22 protein-coding genes are annotated in these 21473 nt (G+C 37.1%); 12 read left to right on the top strand and 10 right to left on the bottom strand.

What is annotated here, in order from left to right; genetic code table 11:
• Positions 1-236 precede the first annotated feature (236 nt).
• Both VB694_RS11595 and VB694_RS11590 read left to right on the top strand, forming a co-directional pair.
• Entirely contained in the window at positions 237-791 is a 555-nt protein-coding gene (locus VB694_RS11595) for a hypothetical protein (protein ID WP_323360469.1), read from the top strand.
• Between the two features lie 66 nt (positions 792-857).
• Positions 858-1625, top strand: a complete 768-nt coding sequence (locus tag VB694_RS11590; protein ID WP_323360468.1) for an energy-coupling factor ABC transporter ATP-binding protein — start codon at positions 858-860, stop codon at positions 1623-1625.
• 91 nt (positions 1626-1716) lie between these two features.
• On the opposite strand, the gene VB694_RS11585 is transcribed toward VB694_RS11590, so the two are convergent.
• Positions 1717-2487 (bottom strand): response regulator transcription factor, encoded by a 771-nt coding sequence (locus VB694_RS11585; protein WP_323360467.1) that lies wholly within the window; start codon positions 2485-2487, stop codon positions 1717-1719.
• Between the two features lie 662 nt (positions 2488-3149).
• Between VB694_RS11585 and VB694_RS11580 the strand changes: the two genes are divergently transcribed.
• On the top strand, positions 3150-3404 hold the full coding sequence (locus tag VB694_RS11580) for a DUF6761 family protein (protein ID WP_323360466.1): 255 nt from the start codon (positions 3150-3152) through the stop codon (positions 3402-3404).
• Between the two features lie 286 nt (positions 3405-3690).
• Here VB694_RS11580 and grxD read toward each other — a convergent pair whose 3' ends face one another.
• The 3 genes from grxD to VB694_RS11565 all read right to left on the bottom strand — a co-directional run bounded on the left by grxD (position 3691) and on the right by VB694_RS11565 (position 5152).
• Positions 3691-4014 (bottom strand): Grx4 family monothiol glutaredoxin, encoded by a 324-nt coding sequence (gene grxD / locus VB694_RS11575; RefSeq protein WP_323360465.1) that lies wholly within the window; start codon positions 4012-4014, stop codon positions 3691-3693.
• 107 nt (positions 4015-4121) lie between these two features.
• Positions 4122-4373, bottom strand: a complete 252-nt coding sequence (locus tag VB694_RS11570) for a BolA family transcriptional regulator (protein ID WP_323360464.1) — start codon at positions 4371-4373, stop codon at positions 4122-4124.
• Positions 4374-4588: 215 nt separating this feature from the next.
• On the bottom strand, positions 4589-5152 hold the full coding sequence (locus tag VB694_RS11565; RefSeq protein ID WP_323360463.1) for a hypothetical protein: 564 nt from the start codon (positions 5150-5152) through the stop codon (positions 4589-4591).
• Positions 5153-5369: 217 nt separating this feature from the next.
• On the opposite strand from VB694_RS11565, the gene VB694_RS11560 reads away from it, so the two are divergent.
• Together VB694_RS11560 and VB694_RS11555 are read left to right on the top strand one after the other, a co-directional pair.
• On the top strand, positions 5370-6710 hold the full coding sequence (locus VB694_RS11560) for a folate/biopterin family MFS transporter (protein WP_323360462.1): 1341 nt from the start codon (positions 5370-5372) through the stop codon (positions 6708-6710).
• 63 nt (positions 6711-6773) lie between these two features.
• Positions 6774-8249, top strand: a complete 1476-nt coding sequence (locus VB694_RS11555) for a carotenoid oxygenase family protein (protein WP_323360461.1) — start codon at positions 6774-6776, stop codon at positions 8247-8249.
• 167 nt (positions 8250-8416) lie between these two features.
• On the opposite strand, the gene VB694_RS11550 is transcribed toward VB694_RS11555, so the two are convergent.
• Positions 8417-9772 (bottom strand): cytochrome P450, encoded by a 1356-nt coding sequence (locus VB694_RS11550; RefSeq protein WP_323360460.1) that lies wholly within the window; start codon positions 9770-9772, stop codon positions 8417-8419.
• 219 nt (positions 9773-9991) lie between these two features.
• On the opposite strand from VB694_RS11550, the gene VB694_RS11545 reads away from it, so the two are divergent.
• Positions 9992-11281: a Glu/Leu/Phe/Val dehydrogenase gene (locus VB694_RS11545; RefSeq protein ID WP_323360459.1), complete on the top strand. Its 1290-nt coding sequence runs from the start codon at positions 9992-9994 to the stop codon at positions 11279-11281.
• Positions 11282-11473: 192 nt separating this feature from the next.
• On the opposite strand, the gene VB694_RS11540 is transcribed toward VB694_RS11545, so the two are convergent.
• From VB694_RS11540 to VB694_RS11525, 4 genes are all read right to left on the bottom strand, one after another.
• Complete coding sequence (locus tag VB694_RS11540; RefSeq protein WP_323360458.1) at positions 11474-13228, bottom strand: hypothetical protein; 1755 nt, start codon at positions 13226-13228, stop codon at positions 11474-11476.
• Positions 13229-13682: 454 nt separating this feature from the next.
• Entirely contained in the window at positions 13683-14012 is a 330-nt protein-coding gene (locus VB694_RS11535; RefSeq protein WP_323360457.1) for a type II toxin-antitoxin system PemK/MazF family toxin, read from the bottom strand.
• Complete coding sequence (locus VB694_RS11530) at positions 13990-14193, bottom strand: hypothetical protein (RefSeq protein ID WP_323360456.1); 204 nt, start codon at positions 14191-14193, stop codon at positions 13990-13992. The genes VB694_RS11535 and VB694_RS11530 overlap by 23 nt, the downstream gene beginning before the upstream one ends.
• A 69-nt stretch (positions 14194-14262) precedes the next feature.
• Entirely contained in the window at positions 14263-14451 is a 189-nt protein-coding gene (locus tag VB694_RS11525; RefSeq protein ID WP_323360455.1) for an addiction module protein, read from the bottom strand.
• A 208-nt stretch (positions 14452-14659) separates the two neighbouring features.
• Here VB694_RS11525 and VB694_RS11520 point away from each other — a divergent pair, with 208 nt between their 5' ends.
• The gene (locus VB694_RS11520) at positions 14660-16759 is read left to right on the top strand and encodes a RecQ family ATP-dependent DNA helicase (protein WP_323360454.1); all 2100 of its coding nucleotides are present in this window, start codon (positions 14660-14662) and stop codon (positions 16757-16759) included.
• 6 nt (positions 16760-16765) lie between these two features.
• Entirely contained in the window at positions 16766-18016 is a 1251-nt protein-coding gene (locus tag VB694_RS11515; protein WP_323360453.1) for a DNA-processing protein DprA, read from the top strand.
• A gap of 85 nt (positions 18017-18101) precedes the next feature.
• Here VB694_RS11515 and VB694_RS11510 read toward each other — a convergent pair whose 3' ends face one another.
• Complete coding sequence (locus VB694_RS11510; RefSeq protein WP_323360452.1) at positions 18102-18275, bottom strand: DUF433 domain-containing protein; 174 nt, start codon at positions 18273-18275, stop codon at positions 18102-18104.
• A 106-nt stretch (positions 18276-18381) separates the two neighbouring features.
• On the opposite strand from VB694_RS11510, the gene VB694_RS11505 reads away from it, so the two are divergent.
• The 4 genes from VB694_RS11505 (at position 18382) to VB694_RS11490 (ending at position 21435) form a co-directional block, all read left to right on the top strand.
• A complete protein-coding gene (locus tag VB694_RS11505) occupies positions 18382-18876 on the top strand; it encodes a DUF29 domain-containing protein (RefSeq protein ID WP_323360451.1) in 495 nt (164 codons plus the stop codon).
• Positions 18877-18917: 41 nt separating this feature from the next.
• Complete coding sequence (locus VB694_RS11500; protein ID WP_323360450.1) at positions 18918-19580, top strand: hypothetical protein; 663 nt, start codon at positions 18918-18920, stop codon at positions 19578-19580.
• A gap of 80 nt (positions 19581-19660) precedes the next feature.
• Positions 19661-20056, top strand: a complete 396-nt coding sequence (locus VB694_RS11495; RefSeq protein ID WP_323360449.1) for a DUF29 domain-containing protein — start codon at positions 19661-19663, stop codon at positions 20054-20056.
• A 56-nt stretch (positions 20057-20112) separates the two neighbouring features.
• The gene (locus VB694_RS11490) at positions 20113-21435 is read left to right on the top strand and encodes a four-carbon acid sugar kinase family protein (protein WP_323360448.1); all 1323 of its coding nucleotides are present in this window, start codon (positions 20113-20115) and stop codon (positions 21433-21435) included.
• Positions 21436-21473: the final 38 nt, after the last annotated feature.

Below are 21473 nucleotides of genomic sequence, written 5' to 3'. Positions count from 1 at the left end.
CGAACTTCCCAAAAACTGCACCTTCAAAAAATCGAACTTCTGAAAAACCGAACTTCTGAAAAACCGAACTTCTGAAAAACCGAACTTCTGAAAAATCGAACTTCTGAAAAATCGAACTTCTGAAAATCTGAACTTCTGAAAAATCGAACTTCTGAAAAAATCAATATCCTGAAATCCTGAAATTCTGAAGTTCTAACTACTGTATAATAAAAAAGAAATACTATGAAAATTGAACAATGACAACCAAATTACCCAATAATACAAATACTACCTTTCATCTTGCTCCCCTGATTAGAATTACATTATTGACATTATATATAGCCTTAACAGTTCCCCTACCATTTTTAGCAGAAGTCACCAAAGCACCAACACCACCGATATTATTATGGGTAGGAATTGCTATAGGTTTTGTGGGATTATATGCAGTATTAACCGAAAGAGTAATTGTTAATGATCAGGAAATAAAAGTTATTTATCCTGTGTGGGTCCCTTCCTTCTTTCGTAAAGGTTGGTGTCTATCGTGGAATGATATTAAAAGTTTAAAACCTCGCAGCACCGGTCAAGGAGGTTTAGTTTATTATTTCCTCAGTCACGATGGAAAAGCATATTTATTACCCATGCGTGTTGCTGGTTTTAACCGTTTAGTAAACTTTGTACAATCTAAAACAGACATTGATACTACCGATGTCCGTCCTTTAGCCCAACCTTGGATGTATCTAATTTTATTTTGTTGTACTCTGTTATTGTTATTAGTAGATGCTTGGACTATTAATACTGCAATTAGTCATTAGTCATTGGTTATTAGTCATTAGTTAATTTTTCCCAATCACAAGTCACCAATCACCAATCACCCCATCATGCTCAAATTAGAGCAAGTTAATCTCTTTACAAAGCTCAAAAGTCAAGCAAGGAATAATTTACCAGGATATCCAATTTTACAGGATATTTCTTTTGAAGTTTTTAGTGGCGATCGCATCACAATTATCGGTCATTCTGGTGCTGGTAAAACGTCCCTCCTGCGACTTCTCAACCGTTTAACCGAACCTACTAGTGGTAAAATTTATCTGGAAAATCAGGAATATCACCAAATTCCTATCATCCAACTACGTCAACAGGTCACATTAGTACACCAAGAAACTAAACTGTTGGGGATGACAGTTGGGGAAGCCATAGCTTATCCTTTAGTTTTGCGAAAGTGGCCGAAGCAGCAAATTCAGGAAAAAGTCAGTTATTGGAGAGAACAACTACAAATTCCTGAAAATTGGTTAGGACGTACCGAAGTACAGCTTTCAGCCGGACAAAGACAATTAGTAGCGATCGCACGTGCCTTAGTCATCCAACCCAAAATTTTACTTCTAGATGAGCCTATTTCTGCCTTAGACCCTGGTCAAGCTTCCCTTTTGGTGAATATCATCGCCCAACTAACTCAACCCTCTTCTCAAGCCCCTACAGCCGCTATTTTGATGATCAACCACCAACTTGACCTGGCTCAAGAATTTAGCACCCGTTTGTTACATCTCCAGCAAGGTCAAATACTGGCAAATCACCCAGCCCCTGATATCAACTGGGAGGAGTTAAAAACCAGCCTGATCAAAGCAGAACATCAAGCATCGGAGGATTGGTAATTGGTAATTGGTAATTGGTAATTGGTAATTGGGTGATTAATCTCCCCAGTCCCCAGTCCCCAGTCCCCAATCCCCAGTCCCCAATCTTCCATCAAGTGCTTTGAGTAGCAAGGGTAGAACGTGGATTGGTGAATCTCTCTTTAGCTAACTTTGTTTGTGATTGTGGAACATTGGCGTTCAAAATTTCCATGTTAAATCGGTATCCAACATTACGGATAGTTTGAATTAAATTGGGTTGACGCGGATCAAGTTCCACTTTTTTGCGTAGTGATAAAACATGAGTATCAATAGTACGCGGATTATCAATAGCGTCTGGCCAAGCACGACGCAGTAATTCTGACCTACTCAAAGGTAATCCACCTGCTTGGGCTAAAACATACAACAAACTGAATTCTTGGGGTGTTAAGTCGATAAACTCCCCTTGAAAACGGACTCGACGTTGTACTAAATCAATTTGTAACGTACCATAGTCCAAGTAAGCAGGTGCAGTAGGTGTACGGTTACGGCGAATTAGTGCCTCTACCCTAGCCAGAAACTCTTGCATTCCAAAAGGTTTGCTCAAGTAATCATCTGCTCCTGCTTTTAAACCAGCAACAATATCTGCTTCATTGTTACGGGCAGATAACATGAGAATTAAAGGCTGTTGCTGACGATTTAACCAACGACAAAACTCAATACCATCACCATCTTGCAAGTCCGCATCTAAAATCACCAGTGTTGGCTGATGACTTAAAAAGACTTCCCTTGCTTGATATATGCTGGCGGCTTGATGTACTCGGTATTCCAGTTGTTGCAAGTGCCAACCCAGCAACGACCTCAGATGGGGATTCCCCTCAACGATTTCAATACAAACCGAACCCACAGTGGCAAGACCCCTTAGCGTCGATGACTCTCAAATTAACAAGCTCAAGCAGAAGGTTTTGTAGCCTTTGTTACTTCAGTTGCTACAATCTTTACATTTGCTCAAAGAAATCCTTGCAAGAAATTTAAATAAATTTTATTTTGGCTTTGTCTATCCCTAATGGGTTCATTTTTTGGTGAGACTGAACAAAATTTTTTTCTATTTGGGCATCTACCTCAAGAAGTATAGTAAAATGAGAAAACTATCTTGACACAAGGTAGCTTTTATCTGTTTTAAATTCTGTCAGCCTAATGATGTCAGGGTATTTGATTGTGTGATCACTAATACCAATTCTAAATGAAGCTGAACATAAAAAAGAATTAATTCCTTTATATTTTTAGGGTTTAGTTCTATTCTATGTAGGCTTGATTTAAATGGATATAGATTAGGCGATCGCCAATAATCGGATTAACTTATTCAGAGGCAAAATCATAAAAATAGTTTACCAAATAATCCTACTCCTAGTTTTCTAGCTTAGGATCTAATTAAGTTATTAGCTGCTGAGGGGTCTAACCCAAAGTCAATTTCTTAACTTTGGGTTAATACTTAAGAAGGAAGTCATACTTCACTTTCAAGCGTGAATCATATACAATTCTCATTCTCAAGAGATTAAAACAGCAGTTATGCTCCAAGACACACAAACAATCCGTTATTACCAAAAACTAACTGACGCCTTCGTTGAGTTATGGAATCGCGGTTATCGTATGGATGATATGCGGATGTATTTGGATGGATATCTAGCCGCACTGCGACAAAGTAATGCAATTGAGGCTTATCTGATTCATCGCCTTGAGGAAGAAGCAAGCCGCTACTTGTACGATGGATCAAACTTTGCCGTTGCACAGCCAGAGCCGGAAAGACAACACGGGTACTACTAAAAACAATCCACTGTTTTTTGTTTCTACTCTGTATCGCCGCAGATGATCTTAGCATAATTTTTGCATTGGTCAACTGTATCCAACGGTATGAAATGTGTAAATACTTTATTGAAAAAGTGTCTCCCCTTGGTATTCAGCAACTAAGGGGAGTTTTGCTTGATATTTCCCTATTCCCTGTTCCCTGGGAATTAAAATACAAATTTTAATCCACAAAAAAGCTCTTGAAAATGGAATATCCCTCATTTTCAAGAGCTATAAAAACATCACAAATTTAGATATTTAGATATTAGGAAGCTAGTGCTACTTCCACTTTTTCCTGCAATTCGCCTTTTTGATACAATTCAATCAAAATATCAGAACCGCCGATAAATTCACCATTAATGTAAACTTGGGGAATTGTTGGCCATTGTGAGTATTCTTTGATGCCTTGACGAATTTCAGAATCGGAGAGAACATCGACTGTCTCAAAAGGAACTCCCAAGGTATTGAGAATCTGGACAACATTGTTAGAGAAACCACATTGAGGCATTAACTTGTTTCCCTTCATGAAAACCATAATCTTGTTTTCTTGTAGCAAGTTATCAATTTTCTCTTTTAGTTCTGGGGTCATATTTTTTTACTTCCTTGTTGCTGAAATTCAATACAATCTGAGATTTCGATTTGTGAATTGAAGGTTTTTAATTCTCACATCAAAATCTAAAATCCAAAAACCTAAAATTAGTTTGTTGCTGGTGAAGCTTCGGGAGTAGATGTTTTGAGAGCCAAAGCATGAATCGCTTCAGTTGACATAGCTTGCTGCAATGCACCATAAACCAACTGGTGTTGTTGTACCAGTCCCTTACCTGCAAACTGCGATGAAACTACTGTCACCTGATAGTGATCACCACCACCAGTCAAGTCTTGCACTTGAATTTGTGCATCTGGTAGTTCCGCCTTGATCATTTCCTCAACCTGCTGCGGAGTAATCATCGCAATTCCTGAAAAAACATACTTCTCTATTATGAACGTAAGTCGTAGGGGCGAAGCATTCGGCTGATAAATTATCAGTTTTTTCCCCAGTAGGGGCGAAGCATTCAGGCGACCTGCTTGCAGCAGCGCTTCGCTATCAATTATCGGTTTTTTCCCAGGCTTATCTTCCGAATGCTTCGCCCCTACTAACTTCCTCTGTTACTGTCACCTGTCACCTATTTTGAGCCTTGTCGCGGATAGGCTGTATCCACAAAACCTAATTCAAAGAGTTGTTGATAAGCTTTTTTGCCTAATTCTCGTGTGGGGTTTTGACTCTTAATAATTTGAATTAATAAAGGCACAGCTAATTCTGTCTGATTTAATGCCCGATGTACTAATGCTAACTGATAGGTAGCTTCGTCTCGTTTTTGAGCAGTTTCTAGGGCTTTTTTGCGTTGAGAGTCGGATACTCTAATGTCAATACCAGAAAAACTGGAATTTAAATCTTGGTAAAAATTAGATAGCTGGTTATAAAGTTGACGTGCTTCTTGGAGCTTTTTAGCAGCTAAGGAATAGTTTTGACCTGACACAGCTTGGGCTGCGTCTTTCATCAAGCGATCGCCACCTTCCATGCTTAACAAGCTGTTACTCTGTCCACTCGGACGGAGAGTGTTAGGTTCGTTACTATCAATAGGTTGTGCTGGCTTATTGGAGTCTGGTAGCTGTATTACCTGAGCTTGTACAGGTGCTAACAGACCAAGAGTTGCTATAATTGATAAAGAAGTAGCAGTAAGGTTCATGGGGTCAAATAGTGTAACAAGTCTATAAAAAATTTCTGGAAACTTCGGGTATCTTAACTCGGTTTGTGTGTCAGATACAGGAAAATTAGATCACAAATTTTTCTTATGTAGACTGAATATTAGTTGAATAGAGTTCCTACTGAATCTTTTAACTGTTCATTTCATCTCTATCTAGATATGATAAGAAAGTAGATAAAACTTAAAGAATATTCATAAAATGCTGATTGACTCCTCTGGCTTGCCCAAGGTCAAAGACTCAGTAACCAAAAAAATCCTCTTAGGTAATGAACCTAATCCAGAATTAATTGCGATTCTGGCAGTCTACTTTGTTCAAGGCATATTAGGATTAGCTCGTCTAGCCGTGAGCTTTTTCCTCAAAGATGAATTACATTTGAGTCCAGTCGAAGTATCAGCACTGTTGGGAATAGTTGCCTTACCTTGGATGATTAAGCCATTATTTGGATTTATTTCCGATGGTTTACCCATATTTGGCTATCGCAGACGACCATATTTGCTGTTATCTGGGATATTGGGCGCAGCCGCTTGGGTGAGTATGTCCACTATAGTAAATAATAGCTGGAGTGCAACAATAGCGATCGCTCTATCTTCCCTCTCCGTTGCTTTCAGTGATGTGATTGTTGACTCCCTCGTTGTTGAACGTGCTAGGGGAGAATCCCATTCCAAAGCAGGTTCTCTACAATCTTTGTGTTGGGGTTTTACCGCCCTTGGCGGCTTAATAACAGCTTATTTTAGTGGTTTACTGCTTGAATATTTCACCACCCGCACAGTATTTTTAATTACTGCACTATTTCCATTAATTATCTCATTAGTAGCTTGGTTAATCAATGAAACACCAGTTAATAAAGATAGTCAATTCCATCAAGAGAATAACATATTAACCATAAAAAATCAACTAAAACAACTACGCCAAGCCTTTACACAAGAAGCAATTTGGCTACCTACATTATTTATATTTATTTGGCAATCTACCCCCAGTGGAGAAGCCGCATTTTTCTACTTTTTCACCAACGAACTACATTTTCAGCCTGAATTTTTAGGACGAGTCCATTTAGTGACAAGTTTAGCTTCATTAATTGGAATTTGGATTTTTCAACGTTTTCTAAAAACTGTTCCTTTTCGGACTATTTGTGGTTGGAGTATCTTAATTTCAGCGGTATTAAGAATGACAATATTACTGTTAGTAACCCACGCAAATAGAACTTTAGGAATAGATGATCAATGGTTTAGTTTAGGTGATAGCTTAATTCTCGCCGTCATGGGACAAATTGCATTCATGCCCGTGATGGTATTAGCAGCAAGAATTTGTCCCTTGGGAATAGAAGCTACATTATTTGCACTTTTAATGTCAATATTCAACTTAGGAGGAGCTATTTCTAGAGAATCTGGAGCTTTAATCATGCACTGGTTAGGCATTACCGAAACTAACTTTGACGCTCTATGGTTATTAGTGATAATCACTAATTCGATTGCCTTATTACCGCTAATATTTATCAAAATATTGCCAGACAAGGAAGAAGCCAAAATCATAACTGGCTAATTCAGCAAATTTAGATTTTCCCAAACATTACAACAAGTCAAAGTTTAAATCACATCCAAAAATATGCAGATATTAGAGTCTCAAAACAATCCAATTGCCGAAAAATCCTACACTCAAGAAGACTGGCAAGGAGGATATAAATCTCTCACCCAAGAATATGATTATTGGATTGATGAAATAGAAGGACACATACCTTTAGAATTACAAGGAACACTATTTAGAAATGGACCAGGCTTATTAGATATTAACGGACAAAGATTACATCATCCTTTCGATGGTGATGGAATGATTAGCCGCATAACTTTTAGCAATGGTCGCGCCCATTTTCGTAACAGATTTGTAGAAACAGACGGTTATTTAGCAGAAAAAAAAGCCGGAAAAATCCTTTATCGTGGTGTATTTGGTACACAAAAACCAGGAGGTTGGTTAGCTAACGCCTTTGATTTCAAAATCAAACACATTGCTAATACTAATCTTATCTACTGGGGTCAAAAACTCTTAGCATTATGGGAAGCAGCAGAACCTTATTTATTAAATCCCCAAACCCTAGAAACATTAGGAAAAGAATATTTTAATGATGTTTTATCCCCAGGTGAAGCCTTTAGCGCCCATCCCCGCATTACTCCTGATGGTAAATTAGTTAACTTTGCCATTAAACCAGGACCAACTACCACAATTACAATTTTTGAACTTAACAGCAACGGGGAAATTATCAGCAAACAAAATCATAATATTCCTGGTTTTTGCTTCATCCATGATTTTGTGATTACAGAAAATTACTGTATCTTCTTCCAAAACCCTGTAAAGTTCAACCCCATACCCTTCGCTTTAGGAATAGCCAGCGCCGGACAATGTATTAAAGTCCAAAAAAATCAACCTACAAAAATCATAGTTATTCCCCGTGTAAATAGCAAGGCTGCTCAAGATGGAGTAAAAGTTTTAGAAACCAAAGCTGGTTTTATCTTCCATCACGTCAATGCTTTTGAATGTGGAAATCAAATTGTTATTGATTCAATTTGCTATGAATCATTAACAGAAGTTGAACCAAATAGCGATTATCGAAAAACCGAATTTGAAGCAAATGCACCTGGGCAACTTTGGCGATTTAATCTGGATTTGTTAGATAACAAAGTACAAAGTCAGTTAATAGATAACCGTAGTTGTGAATTTCCGACTATTCACCCTACTAATGTAGGTAAACCCTACCGTTATTTATATGCTGCTGCGGCTCATTACCCCATAGGAAATGCACCTTTACAAGCAATTCTGAAACTTGATTTAGAATCAGATACAAGAGAAATTTGGAGTGCAGCACCCCGTGGTTTTATGGGTGAACCAATCTTTATTCCTCGTCCAAATTCTCAACAAGAAGATGATGGATGGGTAATAGCTTTAGTTTATGATGCAGAATATCATCGCTCAGATGTAGTCATTTTAAATGCTCAAGATTTCCAAAAAGGTACGGTTGCAAAACTACACCTTAAACATCATATTCCCTATGGTTTACATGGGAGTTTTACACCAGAAACATTCATTTAATTGATTTAGTTAATGTTGGTTAAGATCCCCGACTTATTCTTTGATTGTGTTAATAAATTATAATCAATGGCAAGAAGTCGGGGATCTAGATGCTATAATTGAATACTTACTATTGGGTTCAGCAATAGCGCAACCCAACACCCAATTTCTAATTCACATCAAATTTTTTACTTCACACCAATAGAACGGAAAATCACCTTTAAACCATCACGAGGTTTGGGCGTAGGTACAATTTCTAAATCTAAATTCTGCCCTGCGACAAGTTCCCATTCATAACCACGTAATAACAAAGCAGCAAATATTTTCATTTCCAATTTAGCAAACTCCTTACCTATACATTCTCTCATTCCACCCCCAAAACTCACATAACTAAAAGGTTTAGATTTATCCTCAGCCCTATCTGTATTAAACCTTTCTGGATCAAAATTTTTCGCATCTTTGTAGATAGTTGTATCTTGATGTGTTTTTCCAATTTGATATAACACACTCCAACCTTGAGGAATGTGATAGCCATTAAATTTGCAATCTTGAATAACTTCACGAAAACCACCACCAACAGGAGGTATAACTCGCAAAACTTCTTTGAGTATTTGATCCAAATATGTCATTTGTTTAAGATGTTCAGATGTTAGCTCACCTGTACAAATTATTTGTTGTTGTTCTTTCCTTGCTGCTGCTAAAATTTCTGGATTTTGTGCTAAGAGTAAACAAAAAGAAGCTAGTGCAGAAGTTAAGGTTTCATGTCCAGCAAATAATAATGTGAGAATTTGGTCTTTGAGTTCTTCTATACTCAAACTATTACCATCTTCATCTGTTGCATTTAACAATAAACCTAAAGCATCTTGTTCAGAACTGGTTGCTAAAATTGGTTGTCTTTGACGTTGCAAAATAATCTCTTCGATTTTTGCTAATAACTGATCTCGACTTTTTAAAGCTTTACTAAACCTAGTCCAAGGTAAACGGATGGGAAGGGTAAATAAACCCTGAACCCATTCTTCAAATAATTCCGTAAAATGAGGATCATTAGTAGTATCTGTTCCTACTAATAATTTACAGGCCACATCAAAAGTATAGTTTCTTAGTTCAGGATACCAAGTTAATTGACCTAAATTTGCCCATTGCTGTAAATAGCTATTAGTAATTTCTACCATTGCAGGTGTATAACTTGCTAAAGCTCTGGGTTGAAATGCTTGAGATAATAATTTGCGTCTAGTTTGATGAATGCTACCTGTTTGTATTGATAAAGAAGCTGGTCCGAGTAATACTGAAACACTTTCAGGCCATTTAATGGTAAAGTTCTGATTTTCTCCACTAAATAAAAACCGATTTGCATCTGCTCCTATCATCATAATTGTGGCAGAGCCAAAGATATTAGTTTTAAAAATGTTACCGTATTTCTTTTGTCTTTTGGTAGCAAAATCTGGATCATTTAAAAAGCTAATTGTTTCACCAATGACAGGTAAACCTAAGTTTCCAGGTGGTAAAGGTAATTGATTTTGTGATTTGGTTTCTTGGGTTTTCATGAGGATTAAAAAGTGAAAATTGGGGGATCTGGGTTTAATTTAATAAAACTTAAATAATTGTAAAACATTTGTTCCTTTAAGCAGAGCAGTTATTTGCATACACAAAAATGTATATAAAATTGTAACGAAAAATACAAAAATGCTATTTTTTTTGAAACCCAGGGTAAGCTAACCATACATATCCGGTTCACCAAAATACCGTGATGAGGAGTAAATTTTATGGTTACAACCTCTCGTCCAGTCTGGGAAAATCACTCTCCAGCGCATATTTGCCCGTTTGACCAAGCTTGTAGCTATTTAGAATGGGCTGGTAAAGAATTAAAATTAGATCCTGGTTTATTAGAAATTCTCAGCCATCCCCGTAAAGTCGTCACAGTTTCCATACCCATAAAAATGGATAGTGGGGAAATACGAGTTTTAGCGGGACATCGGGTACAACATTCCGATATTTTAGGACCATATAAAGGTGGTATTCGTTACCATCCGGCGGTAACATTACGGGAAGTTTCCGCTTTAGCTATGTTAATGACTTGGAAATGTGCGTTGTTAGGTATTCCCTACGGTGGTGCTAAAGGTGGAATTCCCATAGATCCGAAAAAATACAGTGTTGGGGAGTTAGAACGCATTAGTCGGCGTTATATCAGCGAATTAATTAAAGACATTGGACCATCCGTAGATATACCAGCCCCGGATATGGGGACTTCATCCCGTGAAATGGCGTGGATGATGGATACTTATTCTGTCAATGTCGGTCATGCTGTACCAGGTATTGTCACAGGTAAGCCGCTTTCCGTCGGTGGTTCTCTAGGACGAGAAATGGCTACGGGACGCGGTGTAATGATTATTGTCCGTGAAGCCTTAGCAGATCAAGGTAAATCCCTTGTTGGTGTGAGAATTGCCATTCAAGGTTTCGGTAATGTGGGCGGTGCTGCGGCTGAATTGTTACATCAAGAGGGAGCAAAAATTATTGCTGTTTCCAGTGGTGCAGGGGGCGTATATTCAGAAACTGGTCTTGATATTCCGGCTTTAAAAGCCTACGCTGCTGAAAATCATCGCAGTGTGGTAGGTTTTCCCCAAGCTACACCCATTAGTAACGCAGATTTACTAACTTTACCTTGTGATGTATTAATTCCTGCTGCTTTAGAAAATCAAATTACGGAAGAAAATGTTGATCAGATTCAAGCCCAGTTTGTCGCTGAAGCTGCTAATGGACCGGTGACTTTGGAAGCGAACCGAGTTTTAGAAGCCCGTGGTGTGACGGTTTTACCGGATATTTTGGCTAATGCTGGGGGTGTGGTAGTTAGTTATTTGGAATGGGTACAAGGTCTTTCTTACTTGTTCTGGGATGAGGAAAGAGTGAACCGGGAAATGGAACATTTAATGGTGAATGCTTACCGTCAAGTGATTCAACAAGCACAAGCTAGAAAAGTAAATTTACGGCTGGCTGCTTATATGCTAGGTGTAGGTAGAGTCGCCCAAGCTTTGACTGATAGGGGTTTGTATCCTTAGTTATACAGCATGGTTTAGTTTAGTAGGGGCTTAGTAATGCTAAACTCTTATAGCATGATGAAAGTAGCTAAATATTGTGCTTTATTCTCTCATTAGACATCTCCAGAAATTAAATATGCGTAGCCTGAAACCCTCGTAGGGACAATTCATGAATTGTCCCTACATTCTTTTTTGGAGATGTCTATTAAATAGTTAATAGCTGACAACATCTAGCTGACTGATGCTATTAATTTCGGTAATAGAACTATAGTTCCAGATATTTTCCAATACCAATCTTTCATCACGTCTGCTATTGGTATCATAGCGGATTTCTGTGACAAATCTTAAATCTGATTTCGACAAGTTAATATTCCCTAGTCGAAGTTTGTTAAATTCGATTAATTCTGGGTTTAAAAAGTATTTGTTCCCTTTCTTTTCAACTAGCCTTGCTCCGGTACTGCTGTAAAATTGTACCCAACGATTGTTTTGACGAGCATAGACTGTGTAAACTACATTGGCGTATTTAGTAACTGGTTTGTCTAGGATATCTAGATGGACTACAAAGCCTTTTTTATTGGAATTGACTAATCTTCCTAATTTAAATAAGCCATTCCAATCTTTGACTTTAAAGGCTTTGGATAAGTAACGTTTCTGGTTATTGTTATAACTGGCTGTTTGGGTGGTTGTAGTAGTTGTGTTGCTGACAGTAGTTAGCTGAGTGATATTATTAATTTCGGTAATTGAACTATAACTCCAAACATCTTCTAAGAGTAATCTTTCCTCCCGGTTGCCTTTAAGATCATAAAGAATTTCTGTGACAACTCTTAGGTCTGATCTTGATAAGTCAACATTACCTAATCTCAGTCTACTGAGTTCGATTACTTCTGGGTTTAAGAAGTAATTTTTGCCTTTCTTTTCAATCCGTCTAGTTCCTGTAGTGCGATAAAATTGAGTCCAGCTATTGTTTTGACGGCCATAGACTGTGTGAACTACATTTGCATATTTAGTATCTGGTTTACCCAGGATATCTAGATATAAAACTAAGGCTCTTTGATTAGAATTGACTAATCTTTTTACCTTAAATGAGCCGTTCCAATCTTGGACTCTGAAGGCTTTAGATGAGTAACGTTTTTCTTCTTTTTTGTCTTCTCTTCGCGCTTCAGTTCGGCGACGATCATCATCGTCATCACGTCTATTATAGTTGTTGTTATAACTAATGTTTTGTGTTGTTGTAGTGGTTGTTGCGCTGACGCTGGTTAGCTGGGTAATACTACTAATTTCGCTAATTGAACTATAATTCCAGACATCTTCAAATACCAATCTTTCATCACGTTTACTATTGGTATCATAGCGAATTTCGGTGACAAATCTTAAATCTGACTTCGATAAATTAATGTTACCTAGTCGCAGTTTACTAAATTCGATTACTTCTGGGGCTAAAAAGTATTTTCCTCCTTTATTTTCAATTAATCTTGCTCCGGTATTGGTGTAAAATTGCACCCAGCGATTGTTTTGACGAGCGTAGACTTTGTAGACAACATTTGCATATTTCGTAACTGGTTTTTCTAGGATATCTAGATGTACAACCAAACCTTTTGTTTTGTTATTAACTAACCTTCCTACTTTGAAGAAGCAATTCCAATCCCTGACGCGATAGAATTTTGATGAACGATGATATTCTCCCCTGTGGTCTTCACGTCTGCGATAGTTATCACGGTCATCATCGTCATAACGTCTACGATAGTTATTTTTGCGATCATCATCATCATCATCATCGTCGTCATCATCATCATCGTCGTCATCGCCACCTCTGCGACGATTATTTTTATCATCATCTTTATCTTTTTTAGCAAGGAAGAAATCCGATTCTCCTCCACCTAATTTATTTGTCAAGAGGTTTGTTTCTAATCCTTTTTTCTCATTAGCTATTTCCGTTGTTAAAGAGAAAACATCAGTGGGGACAGACATTAAAGCTACGACAGAAAGGCTTGTAACTGTTAAAACGTCTTTGCAAAACGAAGTGAATGAAGACTTGTGCAACATTGAGATCCTTTGGTCAAATAGGTGACTTTAGTTAGATTTCCTATATGACCTTTTACATAGTTATAAGTTCCCAAGGCTGTCTAATTTTGTACACTTCTTTATCCTGAGTTACAAATGCATAAGTGTGTGATTTTAACCATCTCTCTGTAGATATATTTTCCTGGGCGATCGCACCTATATAATTTAGTGATGGTAATAAACTTAAAGATTAGGCGATCGCTCTTCGGATTTGGAAAGGTTTGATAAACTCTAATATGTCAATGTTTGAATACCCAAAGCTGTCATTTTCAAGCATAGCTGTAATCGCTGTATACATTGAAGTAATTTAATGGAATTTAGGGGGAGCGATCGCTTTAAAAAGCTACACGAACGCAATACATTACAGTCCTAACCACTCACGTAAAGATTGCTCTAATTGTTCAATGTCGGGATTAGTTAATCTCCCAATATTTGCCACAACTAAACTTTGTTGTACTGTGTATAAACCCCGTTTAACTGCTGTTTCAACATTCAAACCTGCTCCTTTGGAATCAGACAATACAAACTCACCTACAAGCAATGATGTTGTTTTGCTTGTTAGCGGAACAATAAAAAGGTCTTGAGATGTATGGGTCGTATTGACAATAACTGCGGGTCTGACTTTTGAACCAAATAAATCTGAAAAGGGATAACGAACTAAGATGATATCATTTTTCGAGTAGTTCGGCATAAATATCATCCTCGTTATTATCCCAAATCGTATCAAGAGAAACCTGACTTGTTTGTAACCAAAACTGACTTTCATCATCAGGTAAAATAGTGACTAACACCTTTGCACCTTCAGGTATTTCTCCTGGTTCTAGTAATTCAATTTTTCCTTGGCGAACGGTAGCCCAGATAGTTTTTAGCATAGTATTTTTTAGGTAAGTTTTTGATTTTAACTTAACTTGTCAAGTATGCGCTCGCTTTACAATTCCCTCCTATGTCATGACATTATCTGGATTTGCTTCATAATCAGTAATGCGACGATCAAGTTCTTGTTTTTGCGCTGCTGTTAAATCGGGATAAGCTTGTTCTGCTGCAATACTTTCTAAAATCTCTTGGACAATACGAATTCTATCAGCAATACTCAGGGCTTTGATCTGATTTAAAGTTACACTGATATCCATGCTAACTGACCTCTATAGGAAAATAAGGCATTCATCTATTTTCTAGGATAAGCGATCGCACAACAGATTGATTTATCTTAAGCATCGCACCACATCCCAGACATCACTTCACGCTTATAGTAAGCATAAATATATTGATCAACCCAATATAAATAGTGTTGGTTATCTTTTATGCTACAACAGTATGATAAATAGATACTCAGCATATATGACAACCATACTCAAAGAAAAAGCCTTATTCCTGATGCGTCAGGCTTTGAATAACCCAAACGCTGATTTTCGTGATGGACAATGGGAAGCTGTTGAAGACTTACTACTGAACAAATCACGGTTACTCGTCATTCAATGCACAGGTTGGGGAAAAAGTCTAGTTTATTTTTTAGCAACTCGCTTGTTACGAGATCAAGGTGCTGGTTGTACTCTTTTAATTTCCCCTCTTTTAGCATTAATGCGAAACCAAATTGCAGCCGGAAACCGTATTGGGATAAAAGCAGAAACAATTAACTCTAGTAATCCTGATGAATGGAATATTATTAAAACAAAGTTGTTAACAAATCAAGTAGATATTTTATTAATTTCTCCAGAAAGATTAGCAAATGAAGATTTTAGAGAAAATATTCTTTTGCCATTATCTCAAAAAATTGGGTTATTTGTAGTTGATGAAGCTCATTGTATTTCTGACTGGGGACATGATTTTCGTCCTGATTATCGCCGAATTGTTAGAGTTTTACAAGCATTACCACAAAATATTCCTGTTTTGACTACAACGGCTACAGCTAACAACCGAGTAGTTGATGATATTAAAGATCAATTGGGATCAAATTTGCGTATTTCTAGAGGCGATTTAACTAGAAAAAGTCTGCGCTTACAAAATATTTATCTTCCCAGTCAAGCAGCAAGATTAGCTTGGTTAGCTCAACATCTGCCTCAGTTACCCGGAAGTGGTATTATTTACGCATTAACTGTAAGGGATGCTCAACGAGTTGCTGATTGGTTAAAAACCCAAGGTATTAATGCTAAAGCCTATTATGGAGATTTAGATACTGAAGTTCGCATAGCATTAGAAGACGAATTACTCAATAATCAAATTAAAGTATTAGTGGCAACAACAGCTTTAGGTATGGGGTTCGACAAACCAGATTTAGGCTTTGTCATTCATTATCAAAGACCTGGTTCTGTTGTACATTATTATCAGCAAGTAGGTAGAGCCGGTAGAGCAGTAGAAACAGCTTATGGAATTCTTTTAAGTGGTGATGAAGATGATGAAATTAATAATTACTTCATTAATACAGCATTTCCTCCAGAAATTCATACACAAAAAGTTTTGAATGAACTAGAAAAAGCTGTTGATGGTTTTTCTATTCCTCAATTAGAACAGCAACTCAATCTTTCAAGAGGACAAATTGATAAAGTTTTAAAAATTTTATCTCTGGAATTTCCTGCACCCGTAAGTAAACGATCTTCAAAATGGTATCTTAACCCAGTAAATTATCAATACAATCCTGAAAAAATTGAACGTTTAACACAAATTCGCCGACAAGAACAAGTGCGAATGTTAGACTATATGAAAAGTCAACAATGCTTAATGGCTTTTTTAGCAGCAGAATTAGATGATCCAAATCCAGAAAGATGTGGTAAATGTGCAGTGTGTTTGGGTAAGCCTTTGTTACCAGAAACTTTTGCAAATGAACTTGTAAATAAAGCAATTTTATATTTACGACGTAGTAATCAAATTATTGAACCACGCAAACAATGGCCACCACAAGCATTGCTATTTTATAGATTTTCGGGAAATATCAAAGCTAATTTAAAAGCAGAAGCAGGAAGAGCATTATCTCTATGGGGTGATGCAGGTTGGGGAGAATTAGTCAAAAAAGGAAAATATCAAGATGATAATTTTGATGATGCACTCGTACAGGCCACTGTTGAGATGATTCAACGTTGGCAACCTCAACCCTTTCCCACTTGGGTAACTTGCGTTCCTTCTTTAAATCGTCCAAAACTTGTACCTAACTTCGCGCAAAGAGTAGCTGAGAAATTAGGCTTACCATTTAAACCTATTGTTCGCAAAATTCGTCCAACTCAGTTACAAAAAAAGATGAGTAACAGTTATCAACAAGCTCATAACTTAGATGGATCTTTTACAATTGATTCTTGGGAAGGAATAAGTGGTAATGTATTCTTAATTGATGATATGGTAGATTCCCGTTGGACTTTTACTGTCATTGCAGCACTTTTGCGTAATGCTGGAAGTGGATTAGTTTATCCTGTAGCATTAGCTCTTAATTCATTAGGTCAATCGGATTAGAAAATTATGTCAAATCATGTCCTAGCACCAGATACTCAAGCAATTTTGCTGTTGTGTGCCAGTTTTGGACAAAATCGCCAAATTGAACCGCTACCTCTGACTTTGGGTGAATATAACTTGTTAGCAGATTGGTTGCGAGAAAATCAAATGCGTCCAGCAGATTTATTGGCAACAACAGCAACAGAACAGTTACAAAAAATAACGAACAATAAACTGAAGCCTGATAGGGTTTTAGCTTTATTACAACGGGGTGCAATGTTAAGTTTAGCTGTGGAAAAATGGACAAGTCGGGGTTTATGGATATTGGGACGCAGTGATGCTAAATATCCCAAACGTTTTAAGCAAATATTGAAACATTCAGCACCAGCCATTATTTATGGAGTTGGAAATGCAGAATTATTATCTTTAGGAGGATTAGCAATTGTAGGTTCTCGTGATGTAGATGAGGATATTATTCACTACACACGCAGAGTTGCCCAAACTTGTTCTCAACAAAACATACAAGTTATTTCTGGTGGTGCGAGAGGGATAGATCAAGAATCAATGTTAGGTATTTTAGATCATGGAGGAACGTCTGTTGGTGTATTAGCTGATAGTTTGACTAAAGCAGCCGTAAATAGTAAATATCGTTCTAGTATTCAAGAAGGTAGATTAACTTTAATTTCTAGCTATGATCCTGATGCTGGTTTTAACACAGGTAATGCAATGGGACGGAATAAATATATTTATAGTTTAGCAGATTATGCCTTAGTTGTTAATTCTACTTTTGGTAAAGGTGGAACTTGGACTGGTGCGGTAGAAGCATTATCTAAACTGAAAGAAATTCCTATTTTTGTAAAAATGGGATCTTCAGTACCAGAAGGAAATCAGCAATTATATAATCAAGGTGCAAAACCGTTTCCTTCAGAAGTTGAAAATGGTGATTTGCGGGAGATGTTAACAAAAATTATTACTGATTTTGAACCTGTAAAAAATAAAGTAATCACAAAACATCCAGAACAGAATGTTAATACTATTCCCCAAGATTTAACAACTATTCCTAAAGATATTTATAACGTTGTTTTACCTGTAATTCTCAATCATTTACAGCAACCCAAGGATGCAAAATCTCTTGCGGACTCTTTGCAAGTGAGAAAAGTACAGATGGATGATTGGTTAACAAGAGCTATAAATGAAGGGAAGGTAATAAAAACAAAAATAGAAAAGCGAGTTGCTTATGTGGTTAATCAAGCAGATACTCAACTTTCTTTGTTATAATATCCCCATTTCTTCAACAAAAAAAGGATGGAAAATTTCATCTTTCATCCTTATTATTTCTTTATTTTCAATGCTTGTATATAACTTATAAAAGTGCTGCCTTGAGATCATCAGCTTCAAGATCCGGCATTTCTTCAGCACTTAAACCAGATGCAAACAAATCTAATACATCTGAAACCCTAATTCTCATTCCCCGAATACAAGGACGACCACCACATTGTTTAGGATTAACTGTAATTCTTTCCAGTAAATTTGACATATAACCTGATTACATACAATTTTGTTTTTCAGTATAAGTCAAATTTGTACAAACTGCAATTCAATTAATGTAAAATAACAAAAAATAGCAAAACCAAGGCTATTCTATGCAAACACTAACAAAACCCGAAACTCAAACCCTATACGAACAAGATTATTACCTGTGGATAAAAACCACCATCAACCAACTTAGCACAGGACAATTTTCTGCTGTTGATTTAGAGAACTTATTAGAAGAATTAGAAACTTTAGGTAGAAGTCAAAAACGCACAATTCAAAACTTATTAATTAAACTGCTTGTACATCTACTAAAAGTTAAATGTTGGGATAATGAAAGAGAACGAAATCAAGGACATTGGAAAGGGGAAATTAGAACATTTCGTACACAAATAAAAGATGAACTCAAAGATAGTCCAAGTTTAAAACCTTACATTTTAGAAATATTTGATGAATGTTATCAAGATGCAATAAAAGAAACATCTGATCGTTCTCAACTTTCTCTTGACACATTTCCCCTTATCCCCATTGGTTCTTTAGAACAAATATTAGATGAAGACTGGTTCCCCGAATACAGCTGTAACCATCACGGTAAACCCGACTAAAATAGATACACCAATTACCCTTCCCCCAGGAGTATCTAGCGGTGCAGCCAGATTTAGTAGGCTTAGAAATTAGCAAAGGTGAATTGAAACGCTTAACAGGCTTTGACACAGAAGACGTATTTCGTCCTTCAATTATGGCAGACAAGCAAAAGCGCATCGGCTTTTTTATTAATGAAGCTTTGGTGGCTTTAGCACTGACACCGATTATTGTTGGTTTTATTTATGCGTTTATAATTTTGCCCACTCTAGGATCTTCTAATCTATTGGGCGTGATATTACTGATTATTGTACCTATTGCTGTAATTTTAGGGCGATCGCTCTGGCGAAAATTAACCTGTCCCCACGCACTCACAATCCTTCTAGATGAAGTTGATAAATATCACGCCGTTATTCAAGCTATAGATATTAACGATCAACTCGCCACTTCTGGCAACTCCCAAAGTAACATTAAAGACAGAGAACAGATTATATCTGCACTGCAACTGATTCGAGAAGATTTAGTTCGCGCTTTGAAAAGTGAGCGTATTTTGCGCGATAATAAAAAACTGCTTGCTAACAACCAAGAGTTACTTGTAAATAATTTAGCCAATTTGCAAAACTTACAAGTTAGTAATCAAGCCAGTGAATATGGACAACTTCTCAATCAATCATTGCAGATTGCTTTAGATGTACAAGCAGAACTGAGAAACCTCAGAAAAGTGTAATCATAAATTTATGAAAGAATGTCAGATGTAGAAACCTTATCCAAAAAATCAACCTGTCTATTTAATCGGGAGAATCCTAAATGATATCTCAATTATTGAGTCAAACTCTCTATGAACAAGATTATCCCCAGTGGCTAGAAATCACTGTACAACAATTACAGGAAAAAGACATAGAAAATATTGATTGGGAACATTTAATTGAGGAGATTTCCGCATTGGGTAATGAACAAAAATACAAACTAGAAAGTTATCTATTGCAACTGCTCAAACATCTGCTATTGTATCAGCACTGGAGCATTCCTGATTGTAAAAATCATTGGCAAGTAGAAATTGATAATTTTCGTGTAGAAATCAGGAAATTAACAAAATCAAAAAACCTCTATAATTATCTGTTAACAGTGCTGGATGAAGTATATAATGATGCAGCACGACAAGCTAAGAAAAAAAGTGGTTTAAATTGTTTTCCCCAAACTTGACCTTACACAATTGAACAGATTTTAGATGTAGAATATCTACCACCATTGACATATCTATGAATAACCAACCCAAAATAATTGTTTTAGATGACGATCCTACCGGTTCTCAAACCGTTCACAGTTGTCTATTATTAATGCGCTGGGACGTGGAAATCTTGCGTTTAGGGTTAAAAGATGATGCTCCCATTTTCTTTATTTTAACCAATACGCGATCGCTCACCCCAGAAGATGCGGCAAATGTAACTAGAGAAGTTTGTCATAATTTAAAAATCGCCTTAGCAGCAGAAAAAATAGACGATTTTCTCGTAGTTAGTCGTTCTGACTCCACCTTACGCGGACATTATCCCATAGAAACCGATGTCATCGCTGAAGAACTCGGACCCTTTGACGCTCATTTTCTCGTCCCCGCATTTTTTGAAGGTGGGAGAATTACCCGCGACAGCATCCATTATTTAATTATTGATGGTGTTCCTACTCCCGTACACGAAACAGAATTTGCCCGTGATTCTGTCTTTAGTTACAATTACAGCTACTTACCTAAGTACGTAGAAGAAAAAACCAAAGGACGCATCACAGAAGATACTGTCATCAGATTTTTACTTGCAGATATTCGTAAAGGTAGCTTAGAAAAATTATTGCAACTCCATGATAATCAGTGTGGAGTAGTTGATGGCGAAACTCAAGCGGATCTCAACACCTTTGCTGTAGATGTATTAACAGCCGCAAGTCAAGGAAAACGTTTTTTATTCCGCTCCGCTGCCAGCATTTTAACAGCTTTAGCAGCTTTACCGCCCCAACCCATCGCCGCAGAAAATATGGCAGAATATGTTCGTGGGGGTAAACCAGGTGCAGTCATTGTTGGTTCTCACGTCAAAAAGACAACTCAACAGTTAGAATCATTGTTAGCAGTTGCCGGAACGGTAGGGATAGAAGTTAATGTGGGCAGATTACTTGAGGATGGAGTGAATGAATCTGCTAAATTGCTAACCGAGATTATTGACAGCATCCAAGAAGCACATAACGCAGGTAAAACACCAGTAGTTTACACAAGTCGTCAGGAATTAACTTTTAAAGATGTTAAAACCAGATTAGAATTTGGGGCAACAGTTTCGGCTTTATTAATGGATATTGTCAAGGGTTTACCAGCTGATATAGGGTTCTTAATCAGCAAGGGGGGTATTACTTCTAATGATGTTTTGAGTACAGGTTTAGCTTTAACGTCTGCTAGGTTATTAGGTCAAATTTTAGCAGGTTGTTCAATGGTAATTACACCATCTGATCATCCTCAGTTTCCTAATTTACCTGTGGTTTTATTTCCCGGTAATGTCGGTAATGCTGATGCTTTAGCTACAATTTATCAAAGATTGATTACAAATTAATCACTACGGGCGTATCCCTAACGGGACTGGAAGCATCA

This window comes from Anabaena sp. UHCC 0451 (assembly GCF_034931405.1).
GTDB lineage: Bacteria > Cyanobacteriota > Cyanobacteriia > Cyanobacteriales > Nostocaceae > RDYJ01.
Note: the sequence above shows the minus strand (reverse complement) of the source record. Positions and strands in the feature narration are given on the sequence as shown.

Bases quoted from the DNA above. Each gene is read 5' to 3' on its own strand.
- VB694_RS11510 (WP_323360452.1), bottom strand. From the start codon at position 18,275: ATGTCAAATTTACTGGAAAGAATTACAGTTAATCCTAAACAATGTGGT.
- VB694_RS11580 (WP_323360466.1), top strand. From the start codon at position 3,150: ATGCTCCAAGACACACAAACAATCCGTTATTACCAAAAACTAACTGAC.
- VB694_RS11595 (WP_323360469.1), top strand. From the start codon at position 237: ATGACAACCAAATTACCCAATAATACAAATACTACCTTTCATCTTGCT.
- VB694_RS11495 (WP_323360449.1), top strand. From the start codon at position 19,661: ATGATATCTCAATTATTGAGTCAAACTCTCTATGAACAAGATTATCCC.
- VB694_RS11590 (WP_323360468.1), top strand. From the start codon at position 858: ATGCTCAAATTAGAGCAAGTTAATCTCTTTACAAAGCTCAAAAGTCAA.
- VB694_RS11490 (WP_323360448.1), top strand. From the start codon at position 20,113: ATGAATAACCAACCCAAAATAATTGTTTTAGATGACGATCCTACCGGT.
- VB694_RS11525 (WP_323360455.1), bottom strand. From the start codon at position 14,451: ATGGATATCAGTGTAACTTTAAATCAGATCAAAGCCCTGAGTATTGCT.
- VB694_RS11560 (WP_323360462.1), top strand. From the start codon at position 5,370: ATGCTGATTGACTCCTCTGGCTTGCCCAAGGTCAAAGACTCAGTAACC.
- VB694_RS11570 (WP_323360464.1), bottom strand. From the start codon at position 4,373: ATGATTACTCCGCAGCAGGTTGAGGAAATGATCAAGGCGGAACTACCA.
- VB694_RS11545 (WP_323360459.1), top strand. From the start codon at position 9,992: ATGGTTACAACCTCTCGTCCAGTCTGGGAAAATCACTCTCCAGCGCAT.
- VB694_RS11515 (WP_323360453.1), top strand. From the start codon at position 16,766: ATGTCAAATCATGTCCTAGCACCAGATACTCAAGCAATTTTGCTGTTG.
- VB694_RS11555 (WP_323360461.1), top strand. From the start codon at position 6,774: ATGCAGATATTAGAGTCTCAAAACAATCCAATTGCCGAAAAATCCTAC.
- grxD (WP_323360465.1), bottom strand. From the start codon at position 4,014: ATGACCCCAGAACTAAAAGAGAAAATTGATAACTTGCTACAAGAAAAC.
- VB694_RS11535 (WP_323360457.1), bottom strand. From the start codon at position 14,012: ATGCCGAACTACTCGAAAAATGATATCATCTTAGTTCGTTATCCCTTT.
- VB694_RS11550 (WP_323360460.1), bottom strand. From the start codon at position 9,772: ATGAAAACCCAAGAAACCAAATCACAAAATCAATTACCTTTACCACCT.
- VB694_RS11530 (WP_323360456.1), bottom strand. From the start codon at position 14,193: ATGCTAAAAACTATCTGGGCTACCGTTCGCCAAGGAAAAATTGAATTA.
- VB694_RS11565 (WP_323360463.1), bottom strand. From the start codon at position 5,152: ATGAACCTTACTGCTACTTCTTTATCAATTATAGCAACTCTTGGTCTG.
- VB694_RS11520 (WP_323360454.1), top strand. From the start codon at position 14,660: ATGACAACCATACTCAAAGAAAAAGCCTTATTCCTGATGCGTCAGGCT.
- VB694_RS11540 (WP_323360458.1), bottom strand. From the start codon at position 13,228: ATGTCTGTCCCCACTGATGTTTTCTCTTTAACAACGGAAATAGCTAAT.
- VB694_RS11505 (WP_323360451.1), top strand. From the start codon at position 18,382: ATGCAAACACTAACAAAACCCGAAACTCAAACCCTATACGAACAAGAT.